Origin of the sequence: Paractinoplanes rishiriensis, from assembly GCF_016862375.1 — a bacterium.
Lineage (GTDB): Bacteria > Actinomycetota > Actinomycetes > Mycobacteriales > Micromonosporaceae > Actinoplanes > Actinoplanes rishiriensis.
On the sequence record NZ_BOMV01000018.1, the window covers coordinates 62,819 to 80,151 of the forward strand.

Sequence of the window (17,333 nt, forward strand, 5' to 3'; positions counted from 1 at the left end):
CGTGCGCGTAGTGCCCTAACCCACCCCCACGGACGTCGGCGGGAAAGGGGCGCCCGGCTCCAGGGCCTCGAGGATGCTCGGATCCTGGAAGTTGACGATCCGGTAGAGGTCCTGCAGGTAGGAGAAGTCGCTCACGAACAGCGACTCGATGGTCTTGGTGGTCACCCGGGAGACCGTGCCGAGCTGGATGACGACCCGGGCCAGCACGATGACCGTGGCGTAGGCCTCGTTCTCCTTGACCCGGCCGTCGCGCAGCGGCTCGATCTCGTCGCGCGCGCAGGCCAGCCGCATGACCCCGGTCTTGTGCAGCGTCCCGTCGTCGTCCACGTACCCCTTCGGCAGCGTGAACGGGAACTCGGTCTGCAGTCCGCTCATGCCCGATGCAGGCCCTCGTGCGTGATGACCACCTTTTCGGTCGCCACCTCGTTGCTGCCGGCGTCGAGTTCGGCGCCGGTCCACTTGGAGACCCAGCCGCGCTCGAAGTTCCAGCGGGCCACCTCGGCCTTCATCGAGTCCTTGATGACGATCGAGCCGTCCCGGCGGGCCGCGTCGATGTCACCGTCCTCGACCTGCTTGCGCCACTCCCAGAGGGCCTTGGACTCGTCGATCCGGCGTTCCAGGGTGATGTCGCTCCACTTCATCGCCCCGGGGACCTTCCGGATGATCATCTTGCCGTCCTTGGTGGCCTCCTTGTACTCGATGGTCTCGGTCTCCGACTCCACCCCGGAGCACTTGCGGAAACTCGCCATCTCCACCCCGCCGATCTCCAGGATGAAGTTGAAACTGGTCATCAAATCGGGCATCGGAGCCCCTCCTCACTCAGGCCGGCCACGACCTATTCGCTTGCGGCTCCGCCGCCCTGCCACTGACTGATCCGGAAGATGACGAACTCGGCCGGCTTCACCGGTGCCAGGCCGACCTCGACGATGAGCTTGCCCTCGTCCACCGAGGACGCCGGGTTGTTGCTCTCGTCGCACATCACGTAGAACGCCTGCTCGGCGGTGGCGCCGACCAGGGCACCCTGGGTCCACAGCCCGCGCAGGAACGAGGTGATGTTGCGCTTGACCCGCTGCCACAGGTCGAAGTCGTTCGGCTCGAACACGGCCCACTGGGTGCCGCGCTGGATCGACTCCTCGACGTAGTTGAACAGCCGCCGGACGTTGATGTAGCGCCAGCTCGGGTCGGTCTTGGCGAGCGTACGGGCACCCCAGATCTTGGTCCCGTAGCTGCCGAACGACCGGATGCAGTTGACCCCCTCGGGGTTGAGCAGGTCCTGCTCGCCGCTGGTCACGTCGGTCTCCAGCCGGACGATGCCGCGCAGCGCCTCGTTGGCGGGCGCCTTCCACACGCCGCGGGCCGCGTCGGTGCGGGCCCAGACGCCGGCCACGTGACCCGAGGTGGGCACGGTCAGGTACAGCTCGCCGTTGGTCGCGCCGGGGCGGGCCAGCGGGTTGTTGACCACCACGTTCGGGTAGTAGAGCGCGCCGAACGCCGAGTCCCGGGCCAGCCGGGCCCGCCACTCCAGCGCGCGGGTCGCGTTCAGGCCGGGCGGCGTGTCCAGGATGGCCATCTTGTTGTGGCTGGACTCGCAGAAGTCGATCAGCTGCTTCTGGGCGCCGAGGAACATCTCCTCGTCGACCGAGCCGTCGTCGCGGCTGGCCACCGAGATCAGGTCCGGGATGGCGACCATGGTCACGCTGTCGGCGATGGCAAGGCCCTGATAGCCGGTACGGTCGGACTCGTTGCCGACCAGATCGGCGGGCGTCACCGACTTGGTGGAGACCGGCGGCGACTGGAGCGTGTAGCGGCCGGGAGCCGGCGTACGCTCGGCCAGCGACGCACCCTGCAACGGCTGCATCTCGATCCGGACGAACTTGGACCGGTCGTTGACGGTCCGCTCCACCGCGCGCGTGCTGCGGCCGCTGAACTGGATGCCGCCCAGTTCCTCGCGCAGCGCGCCGTCCTCGTACACCCGCAGGGTGTATTCGCCGGCACCGTTGTTGCCGGAGTTGCCCTCGCCGCCCTCGCCCTCGGCGGGCGGCTGCGCGGCCGGCGGGACCACCTCGACCTCGAGGTTGGCGCCGGTCCGCACGGCCGACAGCTGCAGGCTCGGCGTGCCCGGGTTGTTGCTGGTGGGCAGGGTCAGCGTGGGCTTGCCGGGCGCGGCGCCGCCGTCACCGTTGTCGGTGGTCGGGATCCGGCAGATGTACGCCTTGCCGCCGCCGTTCTCGAAGTAGCCGCGGACCGCGTGCGGCAGCATGGCGCCCTGCACGAACCCGCCGTAGATCCGCTCGAACTGCGGCCAGCTCGTCACCAGCTGCGGTTTGACGCCGGCCGGGTCGGTCGGGTCGCCGTTCTCGGCTTCGTACCGTTCGGTGAAGCCCACGAACGCGGCGACCGCGGTGCCCACCCCCTCGATCGGAATCGAGCCGCTCGGCTGTTCCTCGATGTAGACACCAGGTGCTCCGTACGACGCGGCCATGAAGTCTTCCCCCTGTCAGGCCTGCACCGCGCTGGTCAACAGCGCGGGGTCAAGGTCGGTTTCGTAGAACTCCCCGTAGTGCAGCGGCGGGTAGATGCGCATCATCGGCTGGCGCGACGAACAGGCCACCACCTTGACCCGCGGGAACCGGTGCACGATCACGTGCACGATGTCGCAGGTCTCGCTCTTGTCCAGGTCGAGGACGATCACGTCGGGCAGGGCCTCCAGCAGCCGGTCCAGCACGTCGGCGCCGCCGGTGTCGACCAGCTCGATGCCGTCGACGCGCAGGATCTGCTCGAGCCCGAGGCGGTGCAGGGCCTCGAAGTCCCCCATGAGGACCCGCGTCATCGCCTCACCCCGTCTCGTCGCAGCCGCATCTGCCGCCGATTCGAGCGTGCCTCGCGTACGCCCGGGCCAGAAGGTGCGGCGGTGCAGCCTTAGGTGCAGCGATCGGGCGACAACCTTGTGACCGGGCCCGCCGGCATCCCATGCTGTGTGCCGCGGGAGGCAGAATGGCGTACGGGCTCGGGGTGGATCTGGGTACGACCTGGACCGCGGCGGCGGTGCGCCGTGGCGACAAAGTGGAGACGCTTCTGCTGGGTGGCCGGCGCCCGGAGATCCCGTCGGTGCTCTACCTGCCCGCCGACGGCCCCGTGCTGGTCGGCGAGCCGGCCGTGCGCCGCGGTGAGCAGCACCCCGACCGGATGGCCCGCGAGTTCAAGCGCCGCCTCGGCGACCCGGTCCCGGTGCTGGTCGGCGGCGTCCCGCATCCGCCGCAGGCCCTGCTGTCCCGGCAGCTGTCGCACGTCCTCGAGGTGGCCGCGACCGCCGAGCAGGGCCCACCCGCCGCGGTGGTGCTGACCTGCCCCGCCAACTGGGGACCGTACAAACGGGAACTGCTCGAACAGGCGGCCCGGACGGCCGGCGCACCCGCGGTGGTCCTGCGCACCGAACCGGAGGCCGCCGCGGTCGAGTACGCGGCCGGCGAACACATGGCGGACGGCGACATCGTGGCGGTGTACGACCTGGGCGGCGGGACGTTCGATGCGGCGGTGCTCAGGCGTACGGCCAAAGGTTTTGATCTGCTCGGAAGCCCGGCGGGCCTGGAACAGCTGGGCGGCGCCGACTTCGACGAGGCGGTCTTCGAGCACGTGGTGGCCCAACTGCCCGCCGGCGCGCTGGACGACGACCACCCCGACCTGGTGACCGGCCTGGCCCGGCTGCGGCGCGACTGCGTGGAGGCGAAGGAGGCGCTGTCCTACGACACCGAGGTGATGATCCCGGTGGCGCTGCCCGGTCTGCACACGAGAGTCCGCCTGACCCGCCGCGAATTCGAGGCGATGATCGCGCCGACGTTGCAGTACACGGTGGCCGCGCTCCGCCGGGCCCTGCGCTCGGCCGGGGTGGTGCCGTCCGGCCTGCGCGCGATCCTGCTGGCCGGCGGGTCGTCCCGGATCCCACTGGTCAGCTCGCTGGTGTCGACGGCCTTCGAGCGGCCGGTCGCGGTGGATCCGCATCCGGAGCACAGTGTGGCGCTGGGCGCGGCCCGCCTGACGGCCGTGACCACCACGCCGACCGTGGTCCTGCCGCCGCACCAGCCCGCCGAACGGGCCGCCGACCCGGCGGCCCTCGCCGCGCGACCGCCAAGCCAGCCCGCCGAACCGGCCTTCAGACCCGAACCGGCGGCCCTCGCCGCGCGACCGCTCCACCCGCCTGCCGAACCGGCCATCGACCCCGAACCGACGAGGCTCGCCGCGCGGCCGGCCGACTGGCCCTCCGTGCCGCCGGGCGGAGGTGCACCGGTGGTGCCCGCTGCCGGGCCCGCCGAGAAACCTGCCACACCGGACCACGGGCGGCGCCGGCCGGTCCTGCTGGCGCTCGTCGCGGTCCTGCTGGTCGCCGTTGCCGTGCCGGTGATGCTGTGGCTGGCGCGGGAGCGCGCCGAACACGCCTCCGGCGACCAGGCGGCGGCGTGCGGTTACACCGACGAGTTCGACGGCGGCGCTCTGGGCGAGAGCTGGGAGCGGACCCGCGCCGACGCCGACGTGGCGATGCTCGACGGCGGCGTGGGCATGGTGGCGCCCGAGGGTGCCGACATCTTCGACGATCACCTGGCCGCGCCGATGCTGCTGCGCCCGGTCACCGGCGATTTCACCGTGGAGACCACGCTGGAGGCGGAACCGTCGATCTTCTATCAGGGCGCGGGGCTGGTGCTGTGGGGCAGCGCGACCAGCTACGTCCGGCTGGAGCGCGGCCACGGCGACAGCGGCGCGATCGTCTACGAATACAAAAACGGCGGCGAGCACCAGCGCGTCCACGGCCCCCGCACCGACCAGAACCCGGTGGTCACCGACGCCACCCACCTCGACCTGCGGCTGACCCGCACCGCCGGCACGGTCCGCGCGGCGTGGCGCCCGTCCGGCGACGGGTCCTACACCGACCTGGGCGAGGTGACCGTCGACCTGCCCCGGACGCTGCGGGTGGGCGTGGCCGTCCTGAACCGGGCCCAGCTGGGCGCCGACCCGGCCGAGTTCCACGCCCGCTTCGACCGGGTCGCCGTGACCTGCTGACGCCCGTCGTTCCGGACCGCACTCCCTGCCGGCGTCCGAAGCATGCGAGCGTGACCGGCCGGCGATCGTCCCACGGACCACCATCCCAGCCCTGGCGGCCCCGCGATGCGGCAGACCATGGTGACATATGCGATAAGTGCCGTTTTAGTCGTACGCCCGTGAGCGGCCGGGGCCAGACCAACCCGGCATCGGGCCGGTCACCGCCGCGATCGATCTCAACGCCGCCATCCACACCATCGCCATCTCCCGACGACGATGCCACCAACCCACCAAGGACTACATCAACCGCCGAAGGCCGCACACCCCGAGAAATCACCCGCAGCCTCAAACACGACATAACATGCCAAATTGATGCCGGGTGGTCAGAGTATGCGGCGTCCGACAGCGGGGTCGTTGTTCAGGTGCGGCCGGAGCGGCGCTGGGCTGCGGAACCGCGGCCGTTGCGGCCCGCCTTTCCGGAGCTTGCCGCCGGTGGGGTGCCGGTGGTGCGGACCGGCTGGACGGCTCCGTCGCCGGCCTTGACCACGACCTGCTGGGTCGGCGGGCCGGCCTTGGCGCGCAGGGCGGCGTCGACCGTCACCGTGACGACCAGATCGAGGCCCGGTTTCAGCTGGCCGCCGAGCGCGGACCAGAAGTCCGAGTTTTCCGAGCCGTCGCCGCTGCGCAGCCGGAGCGTGGGCAGCGGGCGCACCGTCGAGAAGACGCCGCGGAGGTGCTCGGCGTCGATCACCGGGTGCAGGAGCAGGGCGGTCAGGACGTCGCCCAGCAGGGAGTGTTCGTCGTGGACCTCGCTCGTCCACGCGGTCACCAGGTAGCGGCAGTCGACCCGCGGGAGTGGGTCCCGGCGGTAGCGGCGGCCGTCCTCCTCGACGACCACCTCGCCGAAGTCGCGTTCGGACAGGTTGGGGCGGATGTCCCAGAGGTAGAGGTCGACCGTGGGCCGGGTGGACAGGGCGGCCGACCACTCGCCGTCGGGGGCGTCGAAGGCGACGTCCACGTCCCGGGCCGGCAGCGGCACCACCTCGCGGAGGAAGGTCTCCAGCGTCTCATCGAGCAGGTGCAGCATCGGATTCTCTGTTCACTAGGTCGAAGTAGCGGTCGAATTCCTTCTCGGTGCGCAGCCGGCCCAGCTTCTGGAACTCCCGCTTCACGGACAGCACGGCGTGCCGCATGGTGATCGGGCTGTCCTCGGCGGCGGCCAGGAAGGCGGCACCCAGGGCGGCGTTGCTGATCACGCCGCCGGTGATCTTGAACTGCCGGGCCAGGAAGTCGAGGTCGAGGTCGGTCAGCGGGGCGGTAGGCGGGAAGGCGCGGGACCAGATCTGCAGGCGTTCGGGCTCCTCGGGCGGCACGAAGTCGATCGCCACCGAGATCCGCCGCAGGAATGCGGCGTCGATGTTGCGCTGCAGGTTGGTGGCCAGCACCACCAGTCCGTCGTACGTCTCCAGGCGCTGGAGCAGGTACGCCACCTCGATGTTCGCGTAGCGGTCGTGCGCGTCGCTGACCTCGGAGCGCTTGCCGAACAGGGCGTCCGCCTCGTCGAAGAACAGCACCAGGTCACCGGCGGCGGCCGCGCCGAAGATGCGCTCCAGGTTCTTCTCGGTCTCGCCGATGTACTTGCTGACCACCGAGGACAGGTCGACCTTGTAGAGGTCGAGCCCCAGTTCACCGGCGACCACCTCGGCGGCCAGCGTCTTGCCGGTGCCGGACGGCCCGGCGAACAGCGCCACCACCCCGGTCGACGGCAGCGGGCTGAACCGCCACCGGTCGTACACGGTGTCCTTCCAGCGGTGCCGGGCGGCCAGCTCGTGCAGCTGCGCGGCCTCCGGTGGCGGCAGGATGAGGTCGTCCCAGCCGCGCCGCGGCCGGATCCGCACCGCCACCCCGTCGAGGTGACCACCGGCCAGACGGCGTACGGCTGGAGCCACCTGACCACCGGCGGCCGCCGCGGCGGCCGCCACCAGACGCAATTGCTCGCGACTGAGCCGGTAGGCGGGATCGGGCTCCCGGCCGAGCGCGGCCTGCCAGTCGTCGGCGTCCGCGGCACCGTCGATCACGTGCAACTCGCGCCAGGCCCGGTCCGGCACCGTCTCGAGCGGCTGCTCACCCTGCGAGGACAGCACCCAGTCGACGTGCGCGGCCCGCCGGATCGCGTCGCGCCCGGCGGCCGGCAGCGGTTCGGCCAGGTCGAGCACCACGGTCAGATTTCCGACCGTCGCCTCGCGCACCACGGCCTGCCAGCCGGCCTCGTTGTCGGGTGGCGGTCCGTTGAGGAGCCCGCGCCCCGGCCGCCGTTCTTGCACGGCCCGGATGCGGCTTTCCCGGTCACCACCGTGCACCAGCAGAAGCCCACCGTCAGGCTGGTCACCCCGCCCGCCCGGCTCGGGCGGATCGGAGGCGGGCGGCAGGGAAGCGGCGAGGGCGGGGCGGATGGTGGTGCCGGCCGGTAGGGCCGGGTCTGGGGAGTCGTCGCCGCGCAGGTGCCAGGTCAGACGGGCGGCCGGCTCGGCGATCAGCGTGGCCCACGGGCCCTCCCCCGCCAGCCGGGCCAGGCCCGCGCGGAGCAGGCCGCCGTCGCGGGCCAGGGCGCGTTCGGCCGGGTGGTCCTGTTCGGCGAACATCGCGCTCAGGGTGGCCAAGGTCAGGCGGGGCAACTGCACAGAGTCTTGGATGTACGCGACCAGGCGCTGGCGGGCCGGCGAAAGCTCGACGGCCAGCAGCAATGCCAGCACCTCGGCCTCGCCCGGCCCGAGACGCGCCGAGCGGCACACCGCGGCGAACCGCGACGTGCCGGTCAGGAACTCGGCGAACGCGTCCCGGGCCGTGGCCAGCGCGCCGGCCGCACCCGCCCGGACCTCGGCCACCCGCTCGGGGCCCGGACCGTCCAGTCCGGGCAGCCCGAGGAGCAGCCGTGCCACCTCCTCGTCGGACACATACAGACCCGCGAAGTCGCGCGGCGGCCTGCCCTGCGCGAGGCGGCAGACCAGTGCCTCGCGGTGGAGCAGCACGTCGGCCAGGGTGGTCCAGGGTTCGGTTGCGGTCGGCATGGGCTCAGATCACGCCTTCGCGGGTGGCGACCGCGACCGCCTGGGCCCTGGTGCGGCAGTTCAGCTTGGTGAGCACGTCATGCACGACGTTTTTCACCGTGCGCTCGGAAAATCGCAGGTCCTCGGCGATGCCGCGGGTGTCCATCCCGTCGGCGAGCAGCCGGAGCACCGAGCGTTCCCGGGGGTTGAGCCCCTGCGGGCCCAGGTGCGACGTCTGGGTGACGTGCACCAGCAACTTGGCCAGCATGTCGCCGGGCAGGGCGACGTTGCCGGCCACGACCGCGCGCAGGCTGGTGATCAGCGAGTCGGCGGTCAGCGTGAGATGCGGAAGGATCGCACAGACCCCGGCGTCCACCATCTCGCGGACCGACTGCTCGGTCACGTCGCGGACGGTGGCCACCAGGCGGGTACCGCCCCCGGAGGACAGCCGGACGGCGCGGCGCAGGGTCGCGCCGCCGCCGTACTCGAAAACGAGGACGTCCAGGTCAGCCACCACGGGCTCGGGGTTGAGCACGGCGCTCTCGCCTCGCACGACGAAGTCGGCCTGCTGGAGGCAGGCGGCCATGCCGCGCCGGACGATGGCGTGGCTGTCGTCGATCCAGACGGTCGGCGGCCGCTGCCCAATCATGCGTTCCCCCTGGTCAGCGGCCGGTGAACGACAGGCCGCCCAGACATGATGGCCCTGGAAAGTCGATCAATACAATAGCTCGATCGGCTCTGTCGTAGATCCAACTCTGCTCCCCCTTTCGCTGCCCCGTATACAGAGTGGATTATGGTGTCTACCCTCGTGACCATGCCCAGGTTCTCCGCCGAACAGATCTACGGTTTTGCCCGTCAGGCCGGTTTTTCCCCGGACGAGGCGGCGACCATGACCGCGATCGCGTTGGCCGAGTCCAGTGGCAACAGCCGGGCGCGCAACCCGGTCGGCGAGGACTCCCGCGGGCTGTGGCAGATCAACGCGCAGGCGCACCCGGGGCTGGCGTCCCGGCTCAACCTGTTCGACCCGCTCGACAACGCGCGCGCCGCGTTCGAGGTGTCCCGCGAGGGCCGTGACATCTCGCCGTGGACGGTCACACACGGCGGCCTCAGCTCGCGTTACGTTCTGTTCAAAGAGGACGCTCAGGCCGCCGCGGTGGCGTTCGGCGACGGGCCCGGGCGGGGCGTCTTCACCGGCACCCGGGGGTATGGCGACCGGGTCGCGGCCGCCGACGGCGACGATCCGCCGGGCGTGCCGGTGGCCCAGTTCTCGATGATCCAGACGGCCCCGGCCACCGCCACGCCGGTCGCGGCCGCCGCCGACAACGCCGCCCTCGACACATTCCTGCAAGTGGCCAAGGCGCAAATCGGCGACCGTTACGTGTTCGGCGCCGAGGTCAAGCTGAGTGACCGAAATCCGGCAGTTTTCGACTGCTCCGAATTCACTCAATGGGCGGCATTCCAGGCCGGCGCCAAAATCCCCGACGGGGCAACCGCGCAATATCTGCACTTCAAGGAAAAAGGTCTGCTTATTGACCCGGAGAAGGCGAAGTCCACTCCGGGCGCGTTGCTGTTCTCGTTCGACCGCGAGCCCCGGCCCGGCGACGGCCGCACGCCGGGCGCGCATGTGGCGATCAGCCTGGGCGACGGCAAGGTGGTCGAGGCGGCCAACCCCCGGTCCGGCGTCCGCGAGTCCAACGCCGGCGAGCGGTTCGAGTTCGCGGCCATCATCCCGGGCATCTCCGACGGCACCGCCACGCCGATCGCCAACCCGGTGACCACGCCGCTGTCCCAACTCGTGCCGGCGGCCTCGTTCGCCCCGGTGGCCCCGCCGCTGCCCGAGCCGGTGCCGCTCGGCGGTCCGGATTCCGACAACGACGGCCTCAGCGACGCGTTGGAACGGCGTCAGGGCCTCGACCCGCTGCGCGCCGACACCGACGGCGACAATCTCTCCGACGCGCAGGAGATGGTCACGTTCCGCACCGACGCCCGCAAGGCGGACACCGACGGTGACGGGCTCAACGACGCGTTCGAGCTGGCACAGGGCCTCGACCCGCGCTCGCCGGACAGCGACGCCGACGGTCACCTGGACGGCGCCCTCACCCCGATCCAGCAGGTCGACACCGACCGGGACGGCCTCGACGACGCCCTCGAACAGGTGCTCGGCTTCAACGCCCAGCAGGCCGACTCCGATCAGGACGGCTTCAGCGACGCGCTGGAATACCGGGCCGGCTCGAACGCCATGAACCTCCAGGACAACCCGCTGCTGCGCGCCCCGTCGGAAACGGGCACCAACCCGCTGGGCGGCTCGGTGCTGAACACCGCCACCGTCCCGGGCTCCTCCGGCGCCATCGGCGTCGCCCAGGTGCCCGGCGCCAGTCAGCTGTCCGACGCTCCCGATCTTCAGTGATCGGGGCGATGCGACCATCGTGGACGTGGAACTGACCCTGCCGGCCGAGCCCGTGGCGCTCGCCCCCGGCGTGCCGACGCGCGTACCGGTGCAGGTGCGCAACCCGTACGCCCGGCAGCTCGACCTGCGCATCTATCTGGCTCGCGGCCGGGCCGCCGGCTGGGCCACGGTGGAGCCCGAGACGATCCGCCTGGTGCCCGGCCAGACCGCGGAGATCGGCGTCTTTCTCACCACGCCGCCCGAGCAGCCGCCGAGTTCCTCGCTGGTGCCGTTCACCGTGCACGCCGAGGAGGTGGCGACCGGCGAACCGGCCGGATTCGCCACCGCGCTGCTCACCGTCGCGCTGCCGGTCCCGGTCGCCGGTGACATGATCGCCCGTCCCGGCCAGCGTTACGCGTACGACCTCAGGCTTGTCAATGGGACCGGGCAACCGGCGTCGCTGCTGGTCACCGCCGAACTCGACCCGCCGGGCGGCGCGCTGCAGGTGCAACCGGACACGGTGCTGCTGCGGCCGGGCTCGGCGGTGGCGGTCGGGGTCAGAGCCAAACCCAAAAGGCATCTGATCGGTACGCCGCAGAAGTACTCGGTCGTGGTGAAGGTCCGCGACGGGTACGACACCGAGCGTCCCCCGTACCTGACCGAGGTGGCCACCGGCACCCGCAAGCCGCGGGTGTCGTCGCTGTTCGCGGGCATCGTCGCGGTGGTGCTGGCGCTCGGTGCGACCGTCGCGATCGTGTTGCAGGGCACCGGCATCCGGCTGCCGTTCCTCGACCGTGGCAAGGCCACCCCGGTGGCCCAGGTGACGGTCGGCCGCCCGTACGCCCTCATTGATGTCTTTCCGCATCGAGGCGCCGACGGCGGCCGGACCGCAGCGGACGCCGCGCTGGCCAGACTGGTCGGAGCCGGGATGCCGGTGCGCCTGGTCGACAGCCTCAGCTCCGATGTGCTCGCCGACGAGGGTGCCGGCTTCTGGGTGCTGCTCCAGGACGGTTTCGGTACGGCCGAGGCGGCGCAACAGTTCTGCGACCAGTGGCGTCCGGTCGCACCGAAATGCCAGGTCACGTCATAGGCTCGGGAGCGTGTTGATGCAGTACGGGTTGGGTGTGGACCTCGGCACCACCAAGACCGCGGCGGCGGTGCGGGTGGACGACCGGGTCGAGGTCGCGCGCCTGGGCGGCCGCCGGGCCGAGATCCCGTCGCTGGTCTACGTGAAACCCGACGGCGGCCTGCTGATCGGCGAGGCCGCCGAGCGCCGCGGCCAGGGCGAGCCGGCCCGCCTGGCCCGCGAGTTCAAGCGCCGGATGGGCGACCCGGTGCCGATCCTGGTGGGCGGCACCCCGTTCTCGGCGCACGCGCTCACCGGCAAGCTGCTGCGACACGTGCTCGACACGGTGTCCACCATGCAGGGCGGCCCGCCCGCCGCGCTCACCGTGACCTTCCCGGCCAACTGGGGCCCGTACAAGCGCGAACAACTCGACCAGGCCATCCGGCTTGCCGACGCCGGCCCGGTGCAACTGCGCAGCGAACCGGAGGCGGCCGCGCTCCAGCACGCCACCGCCCGCAAGATCGCCCCCGGCGAGACCGTCGCGGTCTACGACCTGGGCGGCGGCACCTTCGACGTGGCCGTGCTGCGCCGCGACGGCGACGGCTTCGTCCTGCTGGGCGAACCCGAGGGCATCGAACAACTGGGCGGCATAGATTTCGACGAGGCGGTCTTCGGCTACGTGCTCGGCGTGCTGGGCAGCAAGGCCGACGGCATGGACCCGGACGACCCCGAGGCGGTCGCCGCCCTGGCCCGCCTGCGCCGCGACTGCGTGGAGGCCAAGGAGGCACTCTCCTTCGACACCGAGACGATGATCCCGGTCGCGCTGCCCGGCCTGCACACCCGGGTCCGCCTCAACCGCTCCGAACTGGAATCGATGATCACCCCGTCGCTGGCCGACACGGTGACCGCGACCCAGCGTGCCCTGCGCGCCGCCGGGGTGACTCCCGACCAGCTCAGCGCGGTGCTGCTGGCCGGCGGCTCGTCCCGCATCCCGCTGGTGGCCCAGTTGCTGTCCACCGAGTTCCAGCGCCCGGTGGTGGCCGACCCGCAGCCCGAGCACAGCATCGCCCTGGGCGCCGCGGTGGCGACGGCGGCGGCGCTGGGCGGCCGGTCGCCGTTCTCGGCGGCGGTCCCGCCGCCCCGGCCGGTGCCGGTCGCGCGCGAGGAGACCCCGGCGGGCCACCTGCAGGAGGCGAACCTCCCCCGCCGCAGCGGTACGCCCGCGGCAGCGGCCGGGCCGGCAGGCGGAGCCGTGCCCGTCACGCCGGGAGCTCCCGGCACCCCCGTCTCCCCCGCGGCCGGCGTCTCGTTCTCGCGCGGCGCCGCCTCGGTGCCCGGCACCGCGCCGGCACCGACGATCCCGGCCGACCCGGCCCCGGTCTCCGGACCGCCCACCTCGAGCCCTCCTATTTCCGGCCCGCCCATCGCAAGTGCGCCTATTTCGGGTGCGGGAGCGGTTTACGGCAGCGGCGGCGGCTCCGGAGGTGTCCCGGCGTATGGCGGCGCGGCCGGTGGACCGGGCGGCGGCGGGCCCGGCGGCAACGGGGTGGCCAACGGCTATCCGGCGGTGCCGGTGTCCGGCGCCCCCGGGCCCTGGATGCCCGAGAAGAGTGACCGGCGCGGGCGGACGGTGTTCATCGTGGCAGCCGCCGCCCTCGCGGTGGCGGTCACGGCCGGCGGCACCACGGCGTACCTCTATCTCAACCGCGAGAAACCCACCGGCAGCGGGCAGACACCCCCGGCCAGCGCCCCGGCGTCGGCGCCGGCCAGTCCGGCGCAGGAGTTCCCGAGCGACCCGATGCTGATCCGCGGCGACACCGGTGGTGAGACGCCGCCGGACCGGGTGTCCAAGGTCTACAGCTTCCGGCCCGGCAGCCCGGAACGGACCCTGCTGTCCGGCACGATCGCCGGTGACGTGCTGCCGAAGTGGTCGCACAAGCGCGATCAGATCGCCCTCACGCACGCCACCGACGATCCCGCGGTCGACGGGCTCTATGTGATGAACAGCGACGGCAGCGGGCGGCGCAAGCTGGTCGCCAACGGTGGCGGGCGGGTGGCCTGGTCCAAGAACGACGACAAGATCGCGTTCATGCGCAAGGTGAACGACGTCGGGCAGATCTTCGTGGTCGAGGTCGCGACCGGCAAGACGCAGCAGCTCACCTGGTCCAAGACGCTCAAGGACGACGCCATGTGGTCGCCGGACGGCAAGACCATCCTCTACTGGCTGAACAAGGACAACATCAAGCAGGTGTACGAGCTTGAGGTGGCCGATCCGCAGGAGCCGGGGCGCCGGATCACCGGGCCGGAGGTGGGGCCGGCCGACGACCCGGTCTACTCGCCGGACGGGTCCAAGGTCCTGTTCACCCGGTGGCTCAACCGGGGCGCCACCGCGGACATCTGGGTGATCGACCGGGACGGTACGAACCCGCGGCGGGTGACCAGGAACCCGGCCCTGGAGATGGACCCGACCTGGTCACCGAACGGTGAGTGGTTCGCCTTCGTGCGCGGCGAGTTCAGCAAGCCGACCATCGTGATCCAGCGGCTGGACGGCACCGGCGAGACCCTTCTCACCGAGCCGGGCAAGCGCGAGGGTCACCCCGCCTGGTACTGAGTCGCCAGGATGCCCTCGCAGCTGCGGGCCGCGGCCCGGGCCGCGGTCTTGAGTTCGCGGGCCGAGAACGGGTGCTCGGCGATGCCCTGCCAGCGGGCCAGCGCCTCGGTCGCCTCCGCGATGATCCGGGCCCGCGGCGCGTCGGCGGGCAGGCCCAGCCGGGCCGGCACGGCCGCGCCGGCGCCGCCCAGCAGGCGGTCCATCTCGGCCAGCTGGCCGTCGGTGCCGGGCAGCCGGCCGGACCGCACCTGGTGCAGCAGCCGCAGCTCGACGAACTCGTGCGCGCTGGCCCGGATCCGTTCCGCCTCGGCGGCCAGCGGCGAACCGGGCCGGATGCACTCGTCCAGCACGGCCAGCGCGGACCGGGCCTTCAGCACCTCGCTGCGGCCCACGAACTGCGCCGTGAACACCTCCCGCAGCCGGTCGATGCCGCTGTGCCCGGTGAGCGAACGGGCCAGGCCGCTCGAGTCGGTCACCTCGCCCTCCCGGATCAGCCGCACCGCCAGCCGTACGCCGAAAAGCCCGAGCCTGGCCAGCACCCGCGCCCGCTGCTCGCCCGAGGCCGCCAACCGGTCGGCGGTCAGCAGCAGCTCCACCAGGTCGGCCATCGGCATCCCGGCGATCTCGGCGAGAATCCGGTATTCCTCCTCGCGCAGCGTCGCCCCGGCCGCACCGAGCAGCCCGGCCACCGGCACCACCACCGGGCAGAGCCGGCGCAGCCGCTCGTCGGATGCGTAGCGGGCCGCGACCCGGGCCGCCGACTCCATCGCGTCCAGCCGGCAGCCGCCGATCTCGTCGGCCCGGGACAGCACGCCCACCGCGTTCACCGGGGTGCCGTTGGACAGGCCGTCGCCGTGGAACGACTCGAGGAAGCGGACGTCCGCGCCGTGCATGTGCCGGAGCAGGTAGATCACCGCGTCGGTCTGCGCGGCCCGCTCCCCCTCGGCCTCCAGGAAGGCCATCGTGCGCAGCGACACGTCGGTGGACAGCGAGGCGATGCCGGGCGTGTCGATCAGGGTGTGCCGGCGCAGGCGGGCGCTGGGTACCCGGACCTCCAGATGGTCGACCTCCTCGGCCGGACGGCCGAGCGAGATCTGCACGGCGCCGTCGCGCCGGGTGAACGGCCGGGCCTCCGCGGTGCCGTCGTTGAGGTACGCGGTGACCGAGTACGTGTGCCCGTCGGCGTACCAGGTGACGATGCGGGTGCACTCGCCCGCGTCGGTCGGCGCCAGTTCCTCGCCGACCAGGGCGTTGAGCAGCGTGGACTTGCCGGCCTTGACCTTGCCGGCGATGGCCACCCGCAGCGGTTCGTCGAGCCGGCGGCGGGCGGCCGCGAGCCGCGGGTCCCGGGTCTCGGCGGCGGCCCGGTCGAGCAGCGGCCGCACGTGGTCCAACAGATTCACGCCGCCAGCCTGTCCAGTCGGCGCTGCTGTTCCGCCAGCGCGTTCGCCCTCTCCTTGCGCTGCTCGGGCGGCAGGTCGGCGATCTCCTGGACGGCCGCGGCGGTCGCGGCGGCGGACCGCTCGACGGCCTGGGCCCGGGTGCTGAACTCGTCGCGCAGGAACCGCTGGGTGCGCCGGATCGCCTCGCGGCAGTCCCGGCCCACGTGGAAGCCGACGTCGTCCACGTACCTGCGCAACTCGCCCTTGGCCTGAAGCCGGCGCTGCTGCACCTGGCGTTCCCGCTCGCTTTTGATCAGCCGGCGGCCGAGCGTCATGCCGGCCAGCAGGCCGAGCGGCGCGGCCAGCGCCACGCTGAACAGCGCGCCCACCGCGCCGAGCATGTAGAACCCGCCGTAGGTGACCCGGGCCGCGGTGAACGAGGCGAGGAACTGCTGCATACCGGATTTCTGGAAGCTCACGTCCAGCTCGTCCACCTTGCGCAGGGCCAGTTCGGGGGCGGGCAGGTCGACGTCGAGGCTGTCGTACTCCAGACCGAACCGCTCGGCCACGTCGTGCGCGAGCTGTTCGGTGCGGGTGACCAGCAGCATCAGGTTGTCGACCGCGGCCGCGGTGGCCTCGCGCGCGGCCCACGCCTGGAAGTCGCGCCAGGTGTCCTTGGGGTCGGACTCCTCGAGCAGGTCCTCGCCGCGGCGCACCATGAGGCGCAGCCGTTCGCGCAGGTCGTGCTCGACGTCGGCGGTGAGGTCCTGGATGCCGTCGCCCAGCACGGTCTGCCAGGAGCCGCCGGCCAGCCAGGCGCTGCGCCGGGACTTCTCGGCGTAGCGGCGGGCCACCTCGGGCGCGGCCGCGGGGGCGGCCGCCACCGCGTGCTCGGCCTCGACCCGTTCGCGCAGCTGGGCCACCACGAAGGACAGCTCCGACCGGGCGGCCGCGAGCCGGTTGCCGGCGGCCTGGCCCAGCACGTCGCGGCGCAGCAGGTCGACCAGGCGCGGGAAGCCGGATTCCTCGTTCAGCTCGGTGGAGTCGCGGGCCTGGGCCCGCATCCGCAGGAACGACGAGACCGCGACGATCGGCACGTCCAGGCCGGCCCGTTCGAGGTGGCCGCGGTTGAGGTCGGCGATCCGGCGCCACTCGCCGTACAGGTCGGTCTTGGTGATCACGCAGAACGCGCGCGGGCAGCGCTCCAGCAGCCGCCGCAGGAAGTCGACCTCGGGCTGGGTGAGCTCCTGCGCCGCGTCGGTGACGAACAGCGCGGCACCGGCCAGCGACAGCGTGGCCAGGGTGAGGTTGCCCTGGGCCGAGTCGAGCCCGCCCACGCCGGGGGTGTCGACGATCGACAGTCCGGCGCCGAGCAGCCGCCGGTCGAGCCGCACCTCGACGCCGCGCGGGGCCGGGTCGGTGCCGCCCTCGGTGATGTAGCGGCGCAACTGGCCGAAGTCGATCGGGGCGGCGACGAGCTCGCCGTCCGGTCCCGGGATCTGCAGGTACGCCGAGGGCGGCCGCCCGAACCGCAGAATGGTCGGCACCGCGGTCACGATGTCGGCGTCCACCGGGCAGATATCGGTCCGCAGCAGGGCGTTGACCAGGGTGCTCTTGCCCTGCTTGAACTCGCCCACCACGGCCACCGTGGCGTCGTCGGAGCGCAGCCGCTGCACCGCCCGGTCGAGCCGCTCGACCAGGTCGGGACGCTGCGCCGCGGCGGCCAGGGCACGGGCGTCGGCCAGTCCCGCGAGGAGGCCATCGGCCGTCACCGTGACCAACCCGTCCCCCTTCCTGGCCGAACCCCGGC

The 17,333-nt window shown here is 72.3% G+C and carries 13 protein-coding genes; 4 read left to right on the forward strand and 9 right to left on the reverse strand.

From position 1 onward, the window contains the following. Window positions 1–15: 15 nt before the first annotated feature. Genes Ari01nite_RS11215 through Ari01nite_RS11230 form a run of 4 tightly spaced genes read right to left on the reverse strand, consistent with a single transcriptional unit; the run spans window position 16 to window position 2,830 of the window. Window positions 16–375 (reverse strand): hypothetical protein, encoded by a 360-nt coding sequence (locus Ari01nite_RS11215; protein ID WP_239162655.1) that lies wholly within the window; start codon window positions 373–375, stop codon window positions 16–18. Next, window positions 372–803, reverse strand: a complete 432-nt coding sequence (locus Ari01nite_RS11220) for a phage tail protein (protein WP_239162656.1) — start codon at window positions 801–803, stop codon at window positions 372–374. The genes Ari01nite_RS11215 and Ari01nite_RS11220 overlap by 4 nt, the downstream gene beginning before the upstream one ends. Window positions 804–835: 32 nt before the next feature. Further along, window positions 836–2,482, reverse strand: coding sequence for a phage tail sheath family protein (locus tag Ari01nite_RS11225; protein ID WP_203781101.1), 1,647 nt, complete (start codon window positions 2,480–2,482; stop codon window positions 836–838). Between the two features lie 15 nt (window positions 2,483–2,497). Further along, window positions 2,498–2,830: a helix-turn-helix domain-containing protein gene (locus tag Ari01nite_RS11230; RefSeq protein WP_203781102.1), complete on the reverse strand. Its 333-nt coding sequence runs from the start codon at window positions 2,828–2,830 to the stop codon at window positions 2,498–2,500. A gap of 164 nt (window positions 2,831–2,994) precedes the next feature. On the opposite strand from Ari01nite_RS11230, the gene Ari01nite_RS11235 reads away from it, so the two are divergent. Next, window positions 2,995–5,052: an Hsp70 family protein gene (locus Ari01nite_RS11235; RefSeq protein WP_203781103.1), complete on the forward strand. Its 2,058-nt coding sequence runs from the start codon at window positions 2,995–2,997 to the stop codon at window positions 5,050–5,052. A gap of 397 nt (window positions 5,053–5,449) precedes the next feature. Here Ari01nite_RS11235 and Ari01nite_RS11240 read toward each other — a convergent pair whose 3' ends face one another. Genes Ari01nite_RS11240 through Ari01nite_RS11250 form a run of 3 tightly spaced genes read right to left on the reverse strand, consistent with a single transcriptional unit; the run spans window position 5,450 to window position 8,727 of the window. Then, entirely contained in the window at window positions 5,450–6,118 is a 669-nt protein-coding gene (locus Ari01nite_RS11240; RefSeq protein WP_203781104.1) for a Pvc16 family protein, read from the reverse strand. Continuing rightward, the gene (locus Ari01nite_RS11245) at window positions 6,099–8,099 is read right to left on the reverse strand and encodes an ATP-binding protein (protein WP_203781105.1); all 2,001 of its coding nucleotides are present in this window, start codon (window positions 8,097–8,099) and stop codon (window positions 6,099–6,101) included. Before Ari01nite_RS11245 ends, Ari01nite_RS11240 begins: the two co-directional genes overlap by 20 nt. A 4-nt stretch (window positions 8,100–8,103) precedes the next feature. Next, window positions 8,104–8,727, reverse strand: a complete 624-nt coding sequence (locus Ari01nite_RS11250) for a response regulator transcription factor (protein ID WP_203781106.1) — start codon at window positions 8,725–8,727, stop codon at window positions 8,104–8,106. A gap of 165 nt (window positions 8,728–8,892) precedes the next feature. Between Ari01nite_RS11250 and Ari01nite_RS11255 the strand changes: the two genes are divergently transcribed. Genes Ari01nite_RS11255 through Ari01nite_RS11265 form a run of 3 tightly spaced genes read left to right on the forward strand, consistent with a single transcriptional unit; the run spans window position 8,893 to window position 14,141 of the window. Next, window positions 8,893–10,485 carry an NlpC/P60 family protein gene (locus Ari01nite_RS11255; protein ID WP_203781107.1) on the forward strand — a complete coding sequence of 531 codons (1,593 nt, stop codon included), beginning with the start codon at window positions 8,893–8,895 and terminating at the stop codon, window positions 10,483–10,485. 25 nt (window positions 10,486–10,510) lie between these two features. Next, window positions 10,511–11,554 (forward strand): hypothetical protein, encoded by a 1,044-nt coding sequence (locus Ari01nite_RS11260; RefSeq protein WP_203781108.1) that lies wholly within the window; start codon window positions 10,511–10,513, stop codon window positions 11,552–11,554. Between the two features lie 16 nt (window positions 11,555–11,570). After that, window positions 11,571–14,141, forward strand: a complete 2,571-nt coding sequence (locus Ari01nite_RS11265; protein WP_239162660.1) for an Hsp70 family protein — start codon at window positions 11,571–11,573, stop codon at window positions 14,139–14,141. On the opposite strand, the gene Ari01nite_RS11270 is transcribed toward Ari01nite_RS11265, so the two are convergent. Beyond that, window positions 14,123–15,544 carry a dynamin family protein gene (locus Ari01nite_RS11270; protein WP_203781110.1) on the reverse strand — a complete coding sequence of 474 codons (1,422 nt, stop codon included), beginning with the start codon at window positions 15,542–15,544 and terminating at the stop codon, window positions 14,123–14,125. The genes Ari01nite_RS11265 and Ari01nite_RS11270 overlap by 19 nt on opposite strands. Beyond that, window positions 15,541–17,295 carry a dynamin family protein gene (locus tag Ari01nite_RS11275; RefSeq protein ID WP_203781111.1) on the reverse strand — a complete coding sequence of 585 codons (1,755 nt, stop codon included), beginning with the start codon at window positions 17,293–17,295 and terminating at the stop codon, window positions 15,541–15,543. The genes Ari01nite_RS11270 and Ari01nite_RS11275 overlap by 4 nt, the downstream gene beginning before the upstream one ends. Window positions 17,296–17,333 lie beyond the last annotated feature (38 nt).

Bases quoted from the DNA above. Each gene is read 5' to 3' on its own strand.
- Ari01nite_RS11230 (WP_203781102.1), bottom strand. From the start codon at position 2,830: ATGACGCGGGTCCTCATGGGGGACTTCGAGGCCCTGCACCGCCTCGGG.
- Ari01nite_RS11225 (WP_203781101.1), bottom strand. From the start codon at position 2,482: ATGGCCGCGTCGTACGGAGCACCTGGTGTCTACATCGAGGAACAGCCG.
- Ari01nite_RS11220 (WP_239162656.1), bottom strand. From the start codon at position 803: ATGCCCGATTTGATGACCAGTTTCAACTTCATCCTGGAGATCGGCGGG.
- Ari01nite_RS11240 (WP_203781104.1), bottom strand. From the start codon at position 6,118: ATGCTGCACCTGCTCGATGAGACGCTGGAGACCTTCCTCCGCGAGGTG.
- Ari01nite_RS11255 (WP_203781107.1), top strand. From the start codon at position 8,893: ATGCCCAGGTTCTCCGCCGAACAGATCTACGGTTTTGCCCGTCAGGCC.
- Ari01nite_RS11245 (WP_203781105.1), bottom strand. From the start codon at position 8,099: ATGCCGACCGCAACCGAACCCTGGACCACCCTGGCCGACGTGCTGCTC.
- Ari01nite_RS11265 (WP_239162660.1), top strand. From the start codon at position 11,571: ATGCAGTACGGGTTGGGTGTGGACCTCGGCACCACCAAGACCGCGGCG.
- Ari01nite_RS11250 (WP_203781106.1), bottom strand. From the start codon at position 8,727: ATGATTGGGCAGCGGCCGCCGACCGTCTGGATCGACGACAGCCACGCC.
- Ari01nite_RS11235 (WP_203781103.1), top strand. From the start codon at position 2,995: ATGGCGTACGGGCTCGGGGTGGATCTGGGTACGACCTGGACCGCGGCG.
- Ari01nite_RS11215 (WP_239162655.1), bottom strand. From the start codon at position 375: ATGAGCGGACTGCAGACCGAGTTCCCGTTCACGCTGCCGAAGGGGTAC.